Below are 15,667 nucleotides of genomic sequence, written 5' to 3' on the forward strand. Positions count from 1 at the left end.
CGTTTTGCCGGTTCAGCGGAGGCGTGCAGGCAGCGCAGCATATCCAAGAAAGCGAATGCGCCCCCCCGGCACCCGGCCCGGAAGAAGAGCATATTCGGGAAACCGTTTCAGGAACCGTTCGATCGCAATCTTCCCCTCAAGGCGCGCGAGGGTCAGTCCGACACAGACATGCGGCCCGCCCGCAAAGGCAAGGTGCCGATTTGGCTTGCGCGCAATGTCGAAGGTGCCCGGGTTGGCAAAAACCTCCGGATCACGGTTGGCCGCGCCGATCACCAGATGCAGGTTGGTGCCGCGCGGAATCGTCATGCCGCCGATCTCGACCATGCGCGTGGTTTCCCGGTTGCCCAACTGGTTAGGAGAGCGCACCCGCAGGATCTCCTCGATCGCCGGTTTGATCAGATCGCGATCGGCCAAGAGCCGCACCAACTGATCAGGGTGATCATGTAGCAAGGCCAGACCGTTGCCGATCAGATTGGTGGTGGTTTCATGGCCCGCGTTCAAGATGAAAATACAGTTTTGAATGAGCTCGACCTCGCTGAGCTGCGCGTCGGCGCCCTCTCCCCGAATAAGCCGGGTCAGAACATCCGTTTCTGGATCGCCCGGGTTGGCCCGGCGACGGGCGATCAGATCTTTCAGATAGGCCTTGAACTCGTCAACCGCGCGATGCCCACGCTCAAGTTGAGCGACACTTAGCGATGGCTCCAGCGCACCGAGGATGGCCAGGGACCAGTCCCGCAGGGGGCCGCGCTCTTCCATCGGGACATCCAGAAGATTCCCGATGATCTGGATCGGAATTGTTGAGGCGAAATCCTCGATCAGGTCAACCTCCGCCCGGCCCGACATCGCGTCCAGCAAATGATCCACGGTTTCGACCAGACCCGGCTCCATCTTGGCGATGGCGCGGGGGGTCAGGGCCGAAGTCATGATCTTGCGCACGCGGGTATGAAGCGGGGGATCCGAGAACACCAAAGAGGTCGTGTGATGTTCAAACAAAGGTGATCCCTCGCCGAACTTGGGGCCAAAAGCGGCCTTCTTGTCCGAGGAAAACGAAGTGGTGTCACGATAAACCCGGTCAAGGTCCTCGTGGCGGCACAACAGCACCGATCCGTCAGGCTGTTTCAACACTGGCGCATGGGCCAAAAGCGCATCGTAGAATGGGAAAGGATCCTCGACGAATCCCTCTGGCGGTTTGGCCAGGTCAAAACTCTTAATCTCTTCGGCAGTTGGATGTCTTGTCACGTCAGTTCCTCCCAGAACGCATGGCACGGTCATCCAGAGGTTTGTGACTGTCAATCACCGCGCGGAGAAATTCCGCAGCGCAACCAGCGTGACACAGCCGCAGAAGGCGCTTATGTTCTCCCTATGTCCACATCCATTTCTTCCATTCGCAATCTTGGCCCCGCTTCGGAAGAGGCATTTGCCCGCGCGGGGATACATACCGCCGAGGAACTGCGGGAACTGGGCGCCGATGCCGCCTATGCGCGGCTCTTGCAGGCAGGCAGCCGTCCGCATTTCATTGGCTATTACGTGCTCGTCATGGGCCTTCAAGGTCGCCCCTGGAACGACTGCAAGGGTGAAGAGAAAAAAGCCCTGCGCAAGCGGTTCGATCAGATCAAGGCTGAGAACGTGATGGCCACCACCGAGACGGCTGGCCTATCCCGTCTGGAGCGCGAACTGGACGTTATCGGTGTCATTCCCCGGCGGGGATAGCAGATCCTTCCAAACAAAGAAAAAGGCCGCGCAGGTTGCCCTGCACGGCCCAAACTTCGGGTCAAGAAAGATCTGCCTTAGCCGACCAGCTCCAGACCGGAGAAGAAGTATGCGATTTCAACCGCTGCGGTTTCTGGTGCGTCGGAGCCGTGGACGGAGTTTTCGCCAACCGATTCTGCGAATTCGGCACGGATGGTGCCGGGAGCCGCGTCGGCGGGGTTGGTTGCGCCCATGATCTCGCGGTTTTTCGCGATGGCGCCTTCGCCTTCCAGAACCTGCGCAACGATCGGCGCGGAGGACATGAATTCGCACAGCTCGTCATAGAAGGGACGCTCAGCGTGCACTTCGTAGAACTTGCCTGCCTGCTCTTTGGTCAGGTGGATGCGTTTCTGAGCAACGATGCGCAGGCCAGCTTCTTCGAACTTGGCGTTGATCGCGCCGGTCAGGTTGCGGCGGGTTGCATCGGGCTTGATGATCGAAAAGGTGCGTTCCAGAGCCATCGGGTGTTCTCCATTTCAAAGTGCGGGCGCGGGCATATCCCACGCTGGATATCTGGCGCGCCGCCTAACATGCCTGCGCGCGCTTGGGAAGGGCCGAGTTGCCTTTGGTCCGGCGTTTCTGGTCCGATGGGCTCAGACGGTGTCCGGCAAAGGCTCGCGCAGGTCCACCCAGCGCACATATAGCGCAGAAGACAGGGCCATAAGGCTGGAGCAGAGGATGATCCCCATGCCCGTAAAGGGGGCAAGCGCGGGCTCCACCAGCGCGCCGGTGAGAGAGGTGATCACCGCACCAAGCGCCACTGACAAGGCCCCAGACAAGCCCGAGGCACTGCCCGCCAGATGAGGGCGCACCGACATCAACCCCGCGCTGGCATTTGCGATCGTAAGGCCATTGCCAAACCCCACAAGGATCGCCGAGCCAAAGAAGACGGGAACAGACCCCTGCCCTAGCGCAAAAAGGATCAGACCGCCCAGCGGGCCAAGGGTTGCGCTGATACGCCCTGCGATGATCAGGGTCAAAAGCGGCACCCGCCCCGCCACGCGCCCGGTGATGAAATTCCCGACCATGAAACCGCTGGTTATGATCCCGATCCCAAGGCCCACCATGGCGGGGCTCAGGTCAAACCACGCAGCAGCAACCAGGGGTGCGCCTGTGATGAAGGCAAAGAACCCGCCAATCGAGAAAGCAACACACAGGCTGTAGCCCCAGAACCGGCGTGAGGCCAATAGCTCGGGGTAGGTCCGTATCTGTGCGCCAAAGGTAGCCGAACGGTTGGTGTTTGTTTCCCCCCAGTCGCCCCAGGCCAGGGCCAGCATGCCAAGGCCCAGGACCGTGTAAAGTACAAAGCCCGCTCGCCAGCCAAAGGCCATCTCCAGAAAGCCTCCCAGCATCGGCCCCAGCATCGGCGCCAGCGCCATCGCCATGGAGACATAGCCCAGCTTGCTCGCGGCTTCTTCGGCGCTGTGCATATCCCGGATCGCCGCGCGCGAGATCACCTGCCCCGCCACCACCGCGCCCTGCAGCAGGCGGAAGCCAAGAAAGACCCAGATCGACTCCGCCGTGGCGCAACCTATGGAGGCAAGCACGAACACCATGATCGACCACAGCATGACCGGGCGTCGCCCGAACCGGTCCGACAAGGGCCCCATGACCAGTTGCAACACGGCCGAGATCGCCAGATACCCCGCAATCGACAGGTTCACGAGGCCATAGTCGGCCTGAAAATCCTCTCCGATCCGCGCCAGTGACGGCAGGAACATGTTGAGCGACAGCACCGACAGGGCGGTGCCAAAGATCAGCGTGACGATATGAGGAGCGGTTTGCGCAGGACGCATGGGAAGATCACCGGCATGAGTTGTCTCAATGTGATCCAGCTAGCACGCGCCCCCGGCGAGGACCAGTTGGAACGCCGCGTTTAATGGCGCTGGTTTGCCCCCAACGCCTCTGTTATGAGCGCGGATATGTTACGCATTCAGGATATTACCTACTCGGTCGAAGGCCGCCCCCTCTTTGACGGGGCCAGCGCCACCATTCCCACCGGCCACAAGGTGGGCCTTGTGGGGCGCAACGGGACTGGCAAGACCACGCTCTTTCGCCTGATCAAAGGTGAGCTGTCGCTTGAGGGGGGCAGTATCACCCTGCCTTCAAAGGCGCGGATCGGCGGGATTGCTCAGGAGGCACCCGCCTCGGATGTGTCGCTGATCGACACGGTTCTGGCGGCAGATACCGAGCGCGCCGCCCTGATGTCGGAGGCCGAAACGGCGACGGACCCTACCCGCATTGCTGAGGTGCAGACCCGCCTTGCCGATATCGACGCCTGGTCGGCTGAGGCGCGCGCCGCCTCGATCCTCAAAGGTCTCGGCTTTGACGAAGACGCCCAACAACGTCCCTGCGCCGATTTCTCCGGCGGTTGGCGGATGCGGGTGGCCCTGGCGGCGGTGCTGTTCTCTCAGCCCGATCTTTTGCTGCTGGATGAGCCGACCAACTATCTGGACCTTGAAGGCGCGCTTTGGCTTGAGGCCTATCTGGTGAAATACCCCCATACGGTGATCATCATCAGCCATGACCGCGAACTGCTCAACCGCTCGGTCGGCGGCATCCTCCATCTGGAGGATCGCGGGCTGATCTACTATGGCGGCAACTACGACCAGTTCGCCCGTCAGCGCGCCGCCAACCGCGCTAATCAGGCTGCGGCGGCCAAGAAGCAGGAGGCGCAGCGCGCCCATCTGCAGGCCTTTGTCGACCGGTTCAAGGCCAAGGCTAGCAAGGCCAAACAGGCGCAAAGCCGGGTAAAGATGCTGGAAAAGATGGAGACCATCCGCGCCCCCGAAGATGCCGCGCGCACCGTCTTCACCTTTCCCGAACCCGAAGAGCTGTCACCGCCGATCATCGCGATGGAGGGCGGATCGGTCGGCTATGGAGACACGGTGATCCTGTCGCAGCTCAACCTGCGCATCGATCAGGACGACCGCATCGCGCTACTCGGCAAAAACGGTGAGGGCAAATCGACCCTGTCAAAGCTCTTGTCGGACCGGCTAAAGCCGATGTCGGGCAAGATCACCCGATCCGGCAAGCTCCGCATCGGCTTCTTTGCCCAGCACCAGGTAGACGAGCTTTATATCGACGAAACGCCCCTTCAGCACCTGCAGCGCGAACGCCCCGAGGAAGGCCAAGCCAAGCTGCGTGCCCGCCTTGCGGGCTTTGGTCTGGGGGCAAACCAAGCCGACACCGAGGTCAGGCGCCTCTCAGGCGGGCAAAAGGCGCGCCTGTCGCTACTCTCGGCTACGCTCGATGCACCGCACCTTCTGATCCTCGACGAGCCGACCAACCATCTTGATATCGAAAGCCGTGAGGCTCTCGTTGAGGCGCTCACCGCCTACACCGGCGCGGTGGTTCTGGTGAGCCACGATATGCACCTGCTCAGCCTTGTGGCCGACCGGCTTTGGCTGGTGTCGAAAGGCACGGTTGCGCCCTATGAAGGGGATCTGCCCTCCTACCGCGCGCTTCTCTTGGAAAAGGAAAAACCGGCACCCAAGGCCGCCGCGCCCAAACCCAAGCCTAAACGCCCCTCGCGCGATGCCATGCTGGCCCTGCGCTCAGAGGCGCGCAAAGCCGAGGACCGCGTCAACAAGCTGACCGAGATGAAGGACAAGCTTGACATCAAGCTGGCCGATCCGGAACTTTATGAGGCAGAGAAAAAGGACGAGGCCCGCGTCTGGCAGGCCAAGCACGCCGAGGTGATCGAGGCGCTGGAGCGCGCTGAAACCCTTTGGATGCGCGCCCTTGAGAAACTGGAAAAGGCCGAGGCCCTATGATCGACACGGCCTTTCTGATCACTTCCTTTGTCACGCTGTTCGTGATCATCGACCCCATTGGCCTTACCCCGATCTTTCTGGCGCTGACGCAAGGCATGACCCCGCGCGAGCGGCGCGGCGTGGCGATCCGGGCCTCCCTCACGGCGACCTTCATTCTCGCGCTCTTTACCCTCTTTGGCGAAGCGGTTCTCGCCTTCGTCGGCATTTCAATGCCCGCCTTTCGCGTGGCAGGCGGGATCCTCCTGTTCCTGACCGCGCTTGATATGCTGTTCGAACGGCGCACCAAACGGCGCGAAAACCAGGGCGAGGAAGCCACCGAAGTGGAGGACCCGTCCGTCTTTCCCATTTCCATACCGCTGATCGCCGGACCGGGGTCCATCGCAACTGTGATCCTGCTGGCAGGTCAGAAACCGGGGATCGAGGGGTTCGCCCTGGTGATGAGCATAGTCCTCGCCGTGCTGGCACTGATGCTTGTGATGTTCATGGTCTCCGGCGTTCTGGAGCGGCTTTTGGGCAAGACCGGCATCAATGTGGTCACGCGCCTTCTGGGCATGCTGCTGGCGGCGCTGTCGGTGCAATTTGTGCTAGACGGCCTGCGCGCTTTTGGTTTTGCCGCTGGCTAGGACCAGGGGACTAGGAACCCGCACCAGACTTCCTACATCAAGGATCAGGAGGCACCAGCATGAGCAATATGGACACCGCACGGATCATCTATCTGGTTCTGCTGCTCCTGGCAGTGGGATCCTGGGTCTTTGTGCAGAACCGGCAGTCACTTGGCAAAACCGTTCAATCCCTTGCGATCTGGGCTTTCATCTTTCTGGGTGTCATTGCCGCCTACGGGCTTTGGGGCGACATACGCCAGACCGTCATGCCCCAGCAAAGCGTGATGACGGATCAGGGCCGTGTCGAGGTTCCTCTTGCGCCGGATGGACACTACTACCTTACTCTATCGGTCAACGGAACTCCGGTGAATTTCCTCGTGGATACCGGCGCCAGTCAAGTCGTGCTGAGCCGTTCAGATGCTGAACGCGCCGGGATCGATACCGACAACCTCGCCTACCTGGGGCGCGCGCAGACCGCAAACGGAGAGGTGCGCACCGCTTCCACCTGGGTGGAGGAAATGTCGCTAGGGGGCATAACTGACGAGGGCGTACGGGTCTGGGTCAACAGTGGCGATATGGATAAATCGCTTCTGGGCATGGGTTACCTGCAACGCTGGTCCCGCATTGAAATCCAGAACCGTGCCCTGGTGCTGACCCGCTAGATCATCGCGGCGGGTATTATTTGCTGAGCCGTGCCTTTGGGTATCCCGCCCCCCGAACAGCCACCAACGCCGCTTCACCGGCGCCAGCCTGCGCGAACGGCCCCGCCAGAACCACCTTGTAGCTTTGCCCTTTGCGAGTGACCGTTCCAAGACGCACAGGCAGTCCGGTACGCCGAGCAAGGACCTGCGCGGCAGCGCGGGCAGCCTCCGCGTCTGCAAAGGTCGCCGCGCGCACGTAGCGACGCGGCGACGGATCAGCCTCAGGTCCGGATGTAGTCGGCCCTGAGCGGGTCGAAAGACGCATGACCAGGGGGCCGCGCGCATCTGCGGCAGGATTTTGCGCGGCTGCACCGCTCAAACGAACAGTCTGTCGATCAACCGGCCTGCGCACCAGTTTTCGCGGCACAGTGTCTGTCCAGATCTCGGCCATCTGGGCATCGCCTTCCGGCGTCCCCCGCCCGCGCATGGCATTCATTCGATCATCGTCCCGCTCCACCAGCACATAGCCCGGAGGAACAATTGACTGATGGCGGATTGCGGCAGGTGCGGCTGTGCGCTCGGCCCGATGTGGATTCAGCCGATCATCGTCCCAGACCGCGCGATAACCCTCAGGAATTTCGATATCCGTGGTGTAGCGCCGCTCCTGATAAACATGGGTCGGCAGGATCCGGGTGTTGGGCGCCAGTTGCAGGGATGAATTCCGGTCGTCGCGCCCGTAGGTAATGGGAGATTCCGTCTGCGGGCCGCAGCGCACATTCGGACCTGAATTGATATACTTCTGACTGAGCGCCGACGCACCGGGGCAACCTGCGGCCGCTGGTGCCTCCTCTTCCATCACAGGGGATGGCGCTGTCACGATCGGAGCAGGTTTCACCACTCTTTGCGGCGCGGGTGCGGTCACCCGGGCCGGGGTAGCGCTTGTCGTGCTTGCCGTGCGACGCGGTTTCGCCGTTGTCACGACAGAAGGGGCTGCAGTTGGCGCTGCGGCCGGTGCAGACCGAGGCTGCGCCGGGCGGGAAGCAGCAGTTGCGACGCTGGCGGCAGCCTTATTATCGGTGGCATCGGGCTGCTGCGCTCCCGGCAGGGTAATCACCTCGAATGTGGGGGCGGTTTGAGTGCGGGGTTTGGTAGCCCCTTCAACCACGGTAGGCTGATAGCCGCACAATTGCTTGCGACTGCGGGTGACGCGCGGCACCCAGTTCACATTGCCGTCGATGCCCGCGCGAATGAAAATACAGCCTCGGCTGTCGACATACTGCTTCCCCTTATAGGACGCAGGTGGAATTTCGGCCGGCGGACCTGCCGCGCGCAGGGTTTGGGCTTCGGCCCCTTGTGATCCGCCCTGCAATCCCAAAGTGCCTGCAATGATGGCGAGCGCGACAATTCTTGTTATTCTCATGACTGAGCCCCACAACATATGGGCGCACGATGCCTGAAAATGAATTTTGAGTAAACCCGGCCATGGGACAATCTGCTGCCAATACCGGAAATTGTTGCCGCCTCACAGCATCCGGGAATGCGGCAGCGGCGCCCGAAGCTTCCGGGCGCCGATAGATGCTTACTTGGTGCCGAACATTCGGTCACCGGCATCGCCAAGGCCCGGCATGATATAGCCCTTTTCATTGAGTTCACGATCCAGTGAAGCCGTCACGATCGGAACATCCGGATGCGCCTCTTTCATGCGGGCGACCCCTTCCGGCGCGGCCAGAAGACACAGGAAGCGGATATTGTTTGCGCCAGCCTCCTTCAAGAGGTCGATCGCCGCCGCCGAGGAATTACCCGTGGCCAGCATCGGGTCGACCGCGATCACCAGACGATCCTTCAGCCCTTCGGGGGCCTTGAAGTAATATTGCACCGGCTGCAGGGTCTCTTCATCGCGGTAAAGGCCCACAAAGCCGACGCGGGCCGAGGGGATCAGTTCCAGCACGCCATCCAGCATCCCGTTTCCTGCCCGCAGGATCGACACCAGCGCCAATTTCTTGCCTGCCAGGATCGGCGCTTCCATCTCTTCCATCGGGGTGTCGATGGTGGTGGTGGTCAGCGGCATTTCGCGGGTGATCTCATAGGCCAAGAGCTGTGTGATCTCGCGCAGAAGGCGGCGGAAGCCCGCCGTCGAGGTGCCCTTATCCCGCATCAGGGTCAGCTTGTGCTGCACAAGCGGGTGATCGACAACGGTCAGATGTTCGGACATGACGGCATTCTCCTGCAGAAATCGTTGCTCCCTCTTATGCGCCCTTGCCCCGGACAGGCAAGCCGGAAGGGCAAAGCGATCACAGAAAGCTGCGCCCGGGCCCGTCGCTGGATACGCCAAGGTGGCTGGCCACCGAAACGCCCACATCTGCAAAGGCACGGGCGCCAATGCTACCCGCCTGCCCCGAGCCTGCAACCAGAACCGGCACCTGTTCACGGGTGTGATCGGTTCCCGGCCATGATGGATCGTTGCCATGATCCGCCGTCAGCACCATGACGTCCCCATCGCGCAAACCCGGCAGCAGCTTGCCGATCTCGCCGTCGAACCATTCGAGCGCGCGAGCATAGCCCGAGATATCGCGGCGGTGGCCATAAAGACTGTCGAATTCCACGAAATTGGCAAAGGTGAGGTTGCCCTCTTCGGCCGTATCGATGGCTTCGGCCAGATGCCCCATCAGATCCGCATCGCTGCCCTTCTTGAGGGTATCGATACCGCTCATGGTGAAGATATCACCGATCTTGCCGATGGCATGAACCTTGCGCCCTGCCTCCTGCACCCAGTTGGTGAGTAGCTTTGCCGGGGGCGCAATGGCGAAATCGCGCCGGTTGGTGGTGCGCGTGAAACCCGTCTCGGGTTTGCCGACAAAGGGCCGCGCGATCACCCGGCCCACTTTCATCTCATGAAGGCGCGGCGCCACCACGCGGCACAGATCCAACAGACGCTCCAGTCCGAAGGTTTCCTCATGGGCGGCGATCTGAAAGACGCTGTCGGCTGAGGTATAGCAGATCGGCGCTCCGGTCTGCATATGCTCGGCCCCGTGGCGCGCGATAATATCAGTGCCCGAGGCATGACAATTCCCGAGGATCCCCGGTGCATCCGCCGCCTGTGCCACGAAATCGCTCAGATCTTCGGGAAAGGCCGGGTCCGTATCGGGGAAGAAATGCCAGTTCCAGGGCACCGGCAGGCCCGCCAGCTCCCAATGGCCCGAGGGGGTGTCCTTGCCGGGGCTGACCTCGGCGGCGCAGCCCCACAGACCTTCGGGCGTCGCATCAAGCCCAGGAAAGGGAACGGATGAGGCCAGCCGCATGGCAGAACCAAGGCCCAGCCGGTTCAGGTTGGGCAGGTTCAGCGGCCCGCTCCGCCCCTCTTCAGCGCGCCCCTCGGCGCAGGCCTGGGCGATATGGGCCAGCGTATTGGCACCCAGATCCGGCAAGTCACCGTTGTAGAAGCGCTCCGCATCCGGTGCACCGCCAATGCCAACGGAATCCATCACAACGAGAAAGGCGCGGGCCATCAGGTGATCCTTTCGTAGACAAGTGGTGGGAAGTCCGGGGCCTTAGCTGAAATGGTGATCGCAGCAACAAGCTCTGCGGCGGCGCGGTCGGCAGCCTCTTCCCGGGCGGCATGGATGCGCGCCAGTGGCGTGCCACGCGACACTTTGGCTCCGAGCCGGAGCATATCCGACATACCAACCGACGGATCGACCGGATCGCTTTCCACCATACGCCCACCGCCAAGTCGCACCACGGCAAGGCCCAGCGCCTCTCCATCGATGGCGCTGATATAACCCGTCTTTGGTGCGGCGACCTCGCGGATGACGTTGGCCTCAGGCAGGACACGCCGCCAGTCAGTGGCAAAATCGCTTGGCCCGCCCATGGCGACCACCATGGCCTCGAAGCGGCGCGCGGCGCGGCCATCCCGCAGGATCGCGGTCAGGCGCTCGACGGCGGCCTCCTGTGTTGTGGCCAAACCGGCCTGCACCAGCAGAACCGCGCCCAGCGCAACGGTGATTTCCCCAAGGGGGCCGAAGGTTTCGCCTGTCAAAACGCGCATGACCTCGGCCACCTCAAGCGCATTACCCAGGGAGGGCGCCAGCGGTTGGTTCATGTCGGTAATCAAGGCCGATGTGGGGCAGCCCGCCGCATTGGCGGTATCGACCAGTGACTGTGCCAGCGCGCGCGCATCATCGATGGATTTCATGAAGGCGCCAGATCCGAGTTTCACGTCCAGCACCAGCGCATCGGGGCTGGCGGCCAGTTTCTTCGACAGGATCGAGGCGGTGATCAGATCGAGGCTTTCGACCGTGGCCGTCACATCGCGGATCGCATAAAGCCGCTTGTCCGCCGGCGCGATCTGCGATGTGGCCCCCACGATGGCGCAGCCCACATCGCGCATCATCTCCTCCAAGCGCTCCTCAGTGACGTTGGTGGAGACACCTGGGATGGCTTCCATCTTGTCGAGCGTTCCGCCCGTATGCCCCAGCCCGCGACCCGAGATCATCGGTACATAGGCCCCGCATTCCGCCAGCGCAGGCGCCAGCAACAGCGAGACGCAATCCCCCACCCCGCCTGTGGAATGCTTGTCCAGCACTGGACCGTCCAGATCCCATGTCAAAACATCGCCGCTGTCGCGCATGGCAAGCGTCAGCGCACGGCGCCCTTCGGTGCTGAGGCCCCGCAGGCAGACCGCCATGGCAAAGGCCCCGGCCTGGGCATCACTGACGGCGCCACTGGCCAGCCCTTCGGCGAACCAGCTGAGGTCGGCGTCACTGGGGGTTTCACCCCGGCGCAGGGCAGCATTGATCGCACGGGCATCCATAGGGGATCAGGTCCCGTCCATGTGGCAGGTCTGAAAGGCGCCGGGCAGCAAGTCGGTAATGGTGCTTTGCCGCTCAGCCCCCTGCATGGTGCCCATGGTAACAGGCACATCCCCTGCCCCGAATTCCGCCAGTTTCTGGCGACAGCCCCCGCACGGGGGCACCGGATCGGGGCAATCGGCGATCACATAGACCTCGGTCAGCTGTTTTTCGCCCGCGGCCACCATGGCGGCAATCGCGCCGGCTTCGGCGCAGGTCCCCTCCGGATAGGCCGCGTTTTCGACGTTACAGCCCACATAGACCGTGCCAGAGGCCGCGCGAATGGCGGCCCCCACCTTGAAGTTGGAATAGGGCGCATGGGCGTTTTCACGAACGGCGGTGGCAGCGTCTTTCAGGCTCATGATGTCTCCAGGCTTGTGGTGAAGCTCCCCGGCAGGCTGACCTCCAGAAGTTCCAGATCTCCGGAGGCATCGCTGAGGCGGGTTTTCATGCCCGGAGGTATCACGAAGGCATCGCCGGTTTCCAGAGCGTAAGGCTCTCGTCCCTCGCCGTGCAGGGTGACGCTGCCGGACATGACGAAGGTGAACAGGATATCGGTGTCATGGCTGGCCCAAGGGCTACTGCCCGCGCCCTCCCCGTCGCCGGGGCGCACCACCTGGACCGAAGCGACGCCCTTGGTGTTTGCGTTGATTGTGGTGTCGCGGCAAATGAACCCCGGCAAGCGGAATGGCACCCAGTCCGCGCCTGCGGCCTGATTGTAGACGAAACGCTGCCCCTGCCATTCGCGGTCCGGGCGATAATGGGGGGTCGGCAGGGTCATCTCGTGATCGATTTCGGTCACATGTTCCGCCGGAACGCCGATCTCGATCACCTGCACGTTGTCGCTGGCCTCAAGCACACGGTGGCGGATCTCGGGCGGCTGGATGAAGCAATCGCCAGCGGTCAGGCGCATCTTCTCGCCCTGATCCTCATAGACAACATCGACCCAACCATGAATGCAGAAAATCAGCTGAAAGCCGACCCGGTGGAAATGCACCATATCCGGCACCGGGCCGCCATCGGGGATACGGATATGGCTGGCGATGCTCGAGCCACCCAGACGATCCGGCACCAGATCGCGGTAATGCATGCCTGCCCGCCCGATGATCCAGGGCGCCTGATCTTTCAGTCTGCGCACCACGAAGGAATGTACCGTCTCGGGCATCACCATCGGCGGGTGGCGCTCCTCGATCTCGATCTTGGTGCCATTCGGAGCCGTCAGGGTACGATTGCCTTCCGCAAACCCGTCGGGGTCATCGGTCAGGATCCGCAGGGTGCCAGGGCCCTCGGGTGCGCCGCGTTCGATCCTCAGGCGCAGACCGTGGCCGGAAAAGACCCCGATCCGCGGATCATCCGCCGGGTAAATCATATCCAGCTTCATCCCCAGAACCTTGGTATAGAATGGAATATCGTCCCGCAGCTCTGTTGTCGGCAGGCGCATCTCGGCGATGGTCTCGGCCATTCGTCTCTCCCTCACGGACTTTTTCGTCTTTTGGCTCGCACAGTGATCCGATTGCCAGGGATGTGCAAGGATGTGCCCATCACACCGAAGTCAGTGAAATCCCTGTTTCCCTGACGTCAAATATAGTTTAACGCTAAACTATCAGTTCTGGAGTGACCCATGTCCGATACGCCCAACCTGCGCGACGCCGCGCTGCGATACCACGAACTCCCCCTTCCCGGAAAGCTTGAGATCCGCGCGACCAAGCCGATGGCAAACGGACGTGACCTGGCGCGGGCCTATTCCCCCGGGGTTGCGGAGGCCTGCCTGGAGATAAAGGAAGATCCGGCGAATGCCGCGCGCTATACTTCGCGCGGAAACCTGGTGGCCGTCGTCAGCAACGGGTCTGCGGTTCTGGGGCTTGGCAATATCGGCCCGCTGGCCTCCAAACCGGTGATGGAGGGCAAGGCGGTCCTGTTCAAGAAGTTCGCAGGGATCGACTGTTTCGATCTTGAGCTGAATGAGAGCGACCCGGAGCGCCTGGCAGATCTGGTCTGCGCGTTGGAGCCCACGTTCGGCGCCATCAACTTGGAAGACATCAAGGCCCCCGACTGTTTCATTGTTGAAAAGCTCTGCCGCGAGCGGATGGGCATCCCGGTTTTCCATGACGATCAGCACGGCACGGCCATCGTCGTTGGCGCCGCAGCACGCAACGCGCTGCATGTGGCCGGCAAGGCGTTTGAGGACATCAAGGTGGTTTCGACTGGCGGCGGCGCGGCAGGTATTGCCTGCCTCAACATGCTGGTAAAGCTGGGAGTGAAACGCGAGAATATCTGGCTTTGCGACCTGCACGGGCTGGTCTACGAAGGGCGGACCGAGGACATGAACCCGGTGAAATCCGCCTTTGCGCAAGACAGCGATCTGCGCACTCTGGATGACGTGATCGAGGGCGCAGATCTGTTCCTGGGCCTCTCCGGCCCGAATGTTCTGAAACCCGACCATGTGGCCAGGATGGGCAAGCGCCCGATCATCTTTGCGCTTGCGAATCCGAACCCTGAAATCATGCCCGATGAGGCGCGCAAAATCGCCCCGGACGCGATCATTGCAACCGGCCGAAGCGATTTTCCGAACCAGGTGAATAACGTCCTCTGTTTTCCGTTCATCTTTCGCGGGGCGCTGGATGTGGGTGCAACCGAGATCAACGACGAGATGCAGATCGCCTGCGTCGAAGGCATTGCGGAGCTGGCCCGCAGAACCACCTCTGCCGAAGCGGCAGCCGCCTATCAGGGTGAGCAACTGACCTTTGGTGCCGACTACCTAATCCCCAAGCCGTTTGACCCGCGGCTTGTGGGGGTTGTCTCTTCTGCCGTGGCCCGCGCCGCCATGGAGAGTGGGGTCGCCACCCGTCCGATTGCTGATCTTGCGGCCTATCGCGCCAAGCTGAATCAGACCGTATTCAAATCGGCGCTGCTTATGAAACCGGTGTTCGAAGCAGCCCGCGCCGCCGCCCGCCGCATTGTCTTTGCCGAGGGGGAGGATGAGCGTGTCCTGCGCGCCGCCCAGGAGGTTTTGGAAGAAACCACCGAGACGCCGATCCTGATCGGACGCCCCGATGTGATCGAGGCCCGCTGCGAAAAGCTTGGCCTGCGCATCCGCCCCGGCAGCGACCTTCAGATTGTCAACCCAGAGAACGATCCGCGCTACTATGACTATTGGAACAGCTATCACCGCATCATGCAGCGCCGCGGTGTGACCCCGGATCTGGCCAAGGCGATCATGCGGACAAACACCACGGCCATCGGCGCCATCATGGTGCAGCGCGGCGAGGCGGACAGCCTGCTCTGCGGCACTTTTGGCGAATACCGCTGGCATCTGAACTACGTCAACCAGGTCTTGGGTGGCGGCACCTATGCCCCCCATGGCGCCCTGTCGATGATGATCCTCGAAGACGGCCCCCTATTCATAGCCGATACCCAAGTGCGGATCGAACCCACGCCCGAGCAGATTGCCCAGACGGTACTCGGCGCCGCACGGCACGTACGGCGCTTTGGCCTTGAACCGAAAATCGCACTCTGCTCGCAATCGCAGTTCGGCAATATCGACTGTGACACTGGCACCCGGCTGCGAGCTGCCATCGACATTTTGGACGGCAAGCGCCGGGACTTTGTCTACGAGGGCGAGATGAACATCGACACCGCTCTGGATACAGACCTGAGGGCACGTATTTTCCCGAATTCGCGTCTGGACGGGTCTGCAAATGTACTGGTCTTTGCTCATGCGGATGCCGCCAGCGGCGTGCGCAATATTCTCAAGATGCGGTCCGGGGGGCTGGAGGTCGGCCCCATCCTGATGGGCATGGGCAACCGCGCTCATATTGTCAGCCCGTCGATCACTGCACGGGGACTCTTGAACATGGCCGCGATTGCCGGCACACCCGTCGCCCACTACGGCTAACGCAGTGAGGTGTCGGGACGCGCATAGGGCACAATATCGAAAAAACCGAATATCAACACAAAAATAACCCACGGCCATTAACACGGAAAACAACAGCGCGGTGGGACTGCGTGCGGCGCCACGGTCTGCTTGGCAAAGTGCAGGGTTACCTTTTGCC

The 15,667-nt window shown here is 61.9% G+C and carries 14 protein-coding genes; 5 read left to right on the top strand and 9 right to left on the bottom strand.

Features of this window, described 5'->3' with window-relative positions; genetic code table 11:
• Window positions 1–12: 12 nt before the first annotated feature.
• Entirely contained in the window at window positions 13–1,239 is a 1,227-nt protein-coding gene (locus tag INS80_RS17780; RefSeq protein ID WP_369411433.1) for a cytochrome P450, read from the bottom strand.
• Between the two features lie 123 nt (window positions 1,240–1,362).
• Between INS80_RS17780 and INS80_RS17785 the strand changes: the two genes are divergently transcribed.
• Window positions 1,363–1,710 carry a TfoX/Sxy family protein gene (locus tag INS80_RS17785; RefSeq protein ID WP_192966898.1) on the top strand — a complete coding sequence of 116 codons (348 nt, stop codon included), beginning with the start codon at window positions 1,363–1,365 and terminating at the stop codon, window positions 1,708–1,710.
• 77 nt (window positions 1,711–1,787) lie between these two features.
• Here INS80_RS17785 and ndk read toward each other — a convergent pair whose 3' ends face one another.
• Window positions 1,788–2,210, bottom strand: coding sequence for a nucleoside-diphosphate kinase (gene ndk, locus INS80_RS17790; protein ID WP_192966899.1), 423 nt, complete (start codon window positions 2,208–2,210; stop codon window positions 1,788–1,790).
• 132 nt (window positions 2,211–2,342) lie between these two features.
• The gene (locus INS80_RS17795) at window positions 2,343–3,545 is read right to left on the bottom strand and encodes a multidrug effflux MFS transporter (protein WP_192966900.1); all 1,203 of its coding nucleotides are present in this window, start codon (window positions 3,543–3,545) and stop codon (window positions 2,343–2,345) included.
• A 126-nt stretch (window positions 3,546–3,671) separates the two neighbouring features.
• Between INS80_RS17795 and INS80_RS17800 the strand changes: the two genes are divergently transcribed.
• The 3 genes from INS80_RS17800 to INS80_RS17810 are packed head-to-tail and all read left to right on the top strand — an operon-like array spanning window position 3,672 to window position 6,789.
• Entirely contained in the window at window positions 3,672–5,525 is a 1,854-nt protein-coding gene (locus INS80_RS17800) for an ABC-F family ATP-binding cassette domain-containing protein (RefSeq protein ID WP_192967335.1), read from the top strand.
• Window positions 5,522–6,148 (top strand): MarC family protein, encoded by a 627-nt coding sequence (locus INS80_RS17805; RefSeq protein ID WP_192966901.1) that lies wholly within the window; start codon window positions 5,522–5,524, stop codon window positions 6,146–6,148. The genes INS80_RS17800 and INS80_RS17805 overlap by 4 nt, the downstream gene beginning before the upstream one ends.
• A 59-nt stretch (window positions 6,149–6,207) precedes the next feature.
• Window positions 6,208–6,789, top strand: coding sequence for a retropepsin-like aspartic protease family protein (locus INS80_RS17810; protein WP_192966902.1), 582 nt, complete (start codon window positions 6,208–6,210; stop codon window positions 6,787–6,789).
• A 16-nt stretch (window positions 6,790–6,805) separates the two neighbouring features.
• Here INS80_RS17810 and INS80_RS17815 read toward each other — a convergent pair whose 3' ends face one another.
• The 6 genes from INS80_RS17815 to INS80_RS17840 form a co-directional block, all read right to left on the bottom strand.
• Window positions 6,806–8,188, bottom strand: coding sequence for an SPOR domain-containing protein (locus tag INS80_RS17815; RefSeq protein ID WP_192966903.1), 1,383 nt, complete (start codon window positions 8,186–8,188; stop codon window positions 6,806–6,808).
• Between the two features lie 159 nt (window positions 8,189–8,347).
• On the bottom strand, window positions 8,348–8,980 hold the full coding sequence (gene upp, locus INS80_RS17820; RefSeq protein ID WP_065273288.1) for a uracil phosphoribosyltransferase: 633 nt from the start codon (window positions 8,978–8,980) through the stop codon (window positions 8,348–8,350).
• A gap of 79 nt (window positions 8,981–9,059) precedes the next feature.
• Window positions 9,060–10,274: a phosphopentomutase gene (locus INS80_RS17825; RefSeq protein WP_192966904.1), complete on the bottom strand. Its 1,215-nt coding sequence runs from the start codon at window positions 10,272–10,274 to the stop codon at window positions 9,060–9,062.
• Window positions 10,274–11,578: a thymidine phosphorylase gene (locus INS80_RS17830; RefSeq protein ID WP_192966905.1), complete on the bottom strand. Its 1,305-nt coding sequence runs from the start codon at window positions 11,576–11,578 to the stop codon at window positions 10,274–10,276. The genes INS80_RS17825 and INS80_RS17830 overlap by 1 nt, the downstream gene beginning before the upstream one ends.
• A gap of 6 nt (window positions 11,579–11,584) precedes the next feature.
• Window positions 11,585–11,977, bottom strand: a complete 393-nt coding sequence (locus tag INS80_RS17835) for a cytidine deaminase (RefSeq protein ID WP_192966906.1) — start codon at window positions 11,975–11,977, stop codon at window positions 11,585–11,587.
• The gene (locus INS80_RS17840; protein ID WP_192966907.1) at window positions 11,974–13,077 is read right to left on the bottom strand and encodes a cupin domain-containing protein; all 1,104 of its coding nucleotides are present in this window, start codon (window positions 13,075–13,077) and stop codon (window positions 11,974–11,976) included. The genes INS80_RS17835 and INS80_RS17840 overlap by 4 nt, the downstream gene beginning before the upstream one ends.
• A 159-nt stretch (window positions 13,078–13,236) precedes the next feature.
• Between INS80_RS17840 and INS80_RS17845 the strand changes: the two genes are divergently transcribed.
• A complete protein-coding gene (locus tag INS80_RS17845) occupies window positions 13,237–15,510 on the top strand; it encodes an NADP-dependent malic enzyme (RefSeq protein ID WP_192966908.1) in 2,274 nt (757 codons plus the stop codon).
• The last annotated feature ends 157 nt before the right edge of the window (window positions 15,511–15,667 follow it).

It is taken from the genome of Phycobacter azelaicus (assembly GCF_014884385.1).
GTDB lineage: Bacteria > Pseudomonadota > Alphaproteobacteria > Rhodobacterales > Rhodobacteraceae > Phycobacter > Phycobacter azelaicus.

Bases quoted from the DNA above. Each gene is read 5' to 3' on its own strand.
- INS80_RS17785 (WP_192966898.1), top strand. From the start codon at position 1,363: ATGTCCACATCCATTTCTTCCATTCGCAATCTTGGCCCCGCTTCGGAA.
- ndk (WP_192966899.1), bottom strand. From the start codon at position 2,210: ATGGCTCTGGAACGCACCTTTTCGATCATCAAGCCCGATGCAACCCGC.
- INS80_RS17795 (WP_192966900.1), bottom strand. From the start codon at position 3,545: ATGCGTCCTGCGCAAACCGCTCCTCATATCGTCACGCTGATCTTTGGC.
- INS80_RS17800 (WP_192967335.1), top strand. From the start codon at position 3,672: ATGTTACGCATTCAGGATATTACCTACTCGGTCGAAGGCCGCCCCCTC.
- INS80_RS17805 (WP_192966901.1), top strand. From the start codon at position 5,522: ATGATCGACACGGCCTTTCTGATCACTTCCTTTGTCACGCTGTTCGTG.
- INS80_RS17810 (WP_192966902.1), top strand. From the start codon at position 6,208: ATGAGCAATATGGACACCGCACGGATCATCTATCTGGTTCTGCTGCTC.
- INS80_RS17815 (WP_192966903.1), bottom strand. From the start codon at position 8,188: ATGAGAATAACAAGAATTGTCGCGCTCGCCATCATTGCAGGCACTTTG.
- upp (WP_065273288.1), bottom strand. From the start codon at position 8,980: ATGTCCGAACATCTGACCGTTGTCGATCACCCGCTTGTGCAGCACAAG.
- INS80_RS17825 (WP_192966904.1), bottom strand. From the start codon at position 10,274: ATGGCCCGCGCCTTTCTCGTTGTGATGGATTCCGTTGGCATTGGCGGT.
- INS80_RS17830 (WP_192966905.1), bottom strand. From the start codon at position 11,578: ATGGATGCCCGTGCGATCAATGCTGCCCTGCGCCGGGGTGAAACCCCC.
- INS80_RS17835 (WP_192966906.1), bottom strand. From the start codon at position 11,977: ATGAGCCTGAAAGACGCTGCCACCGCCGTTCGTGAAAACGCCCATGCG.
- INS80_RS17840 (WP_192966907.1), bottom strand. From the start codon at position 13,077: ATGGCCGAGACCATCGCCGAGATGCGCCTGCCGACAACAGAGCTGCGG.
- INS80_RS17845 (WP_192966908.1), top strand. From the start codon at position 13,237: ATGTCCGATACGCCCAACCTGCGCGACGCCGCGCTGCGATACCACGAA.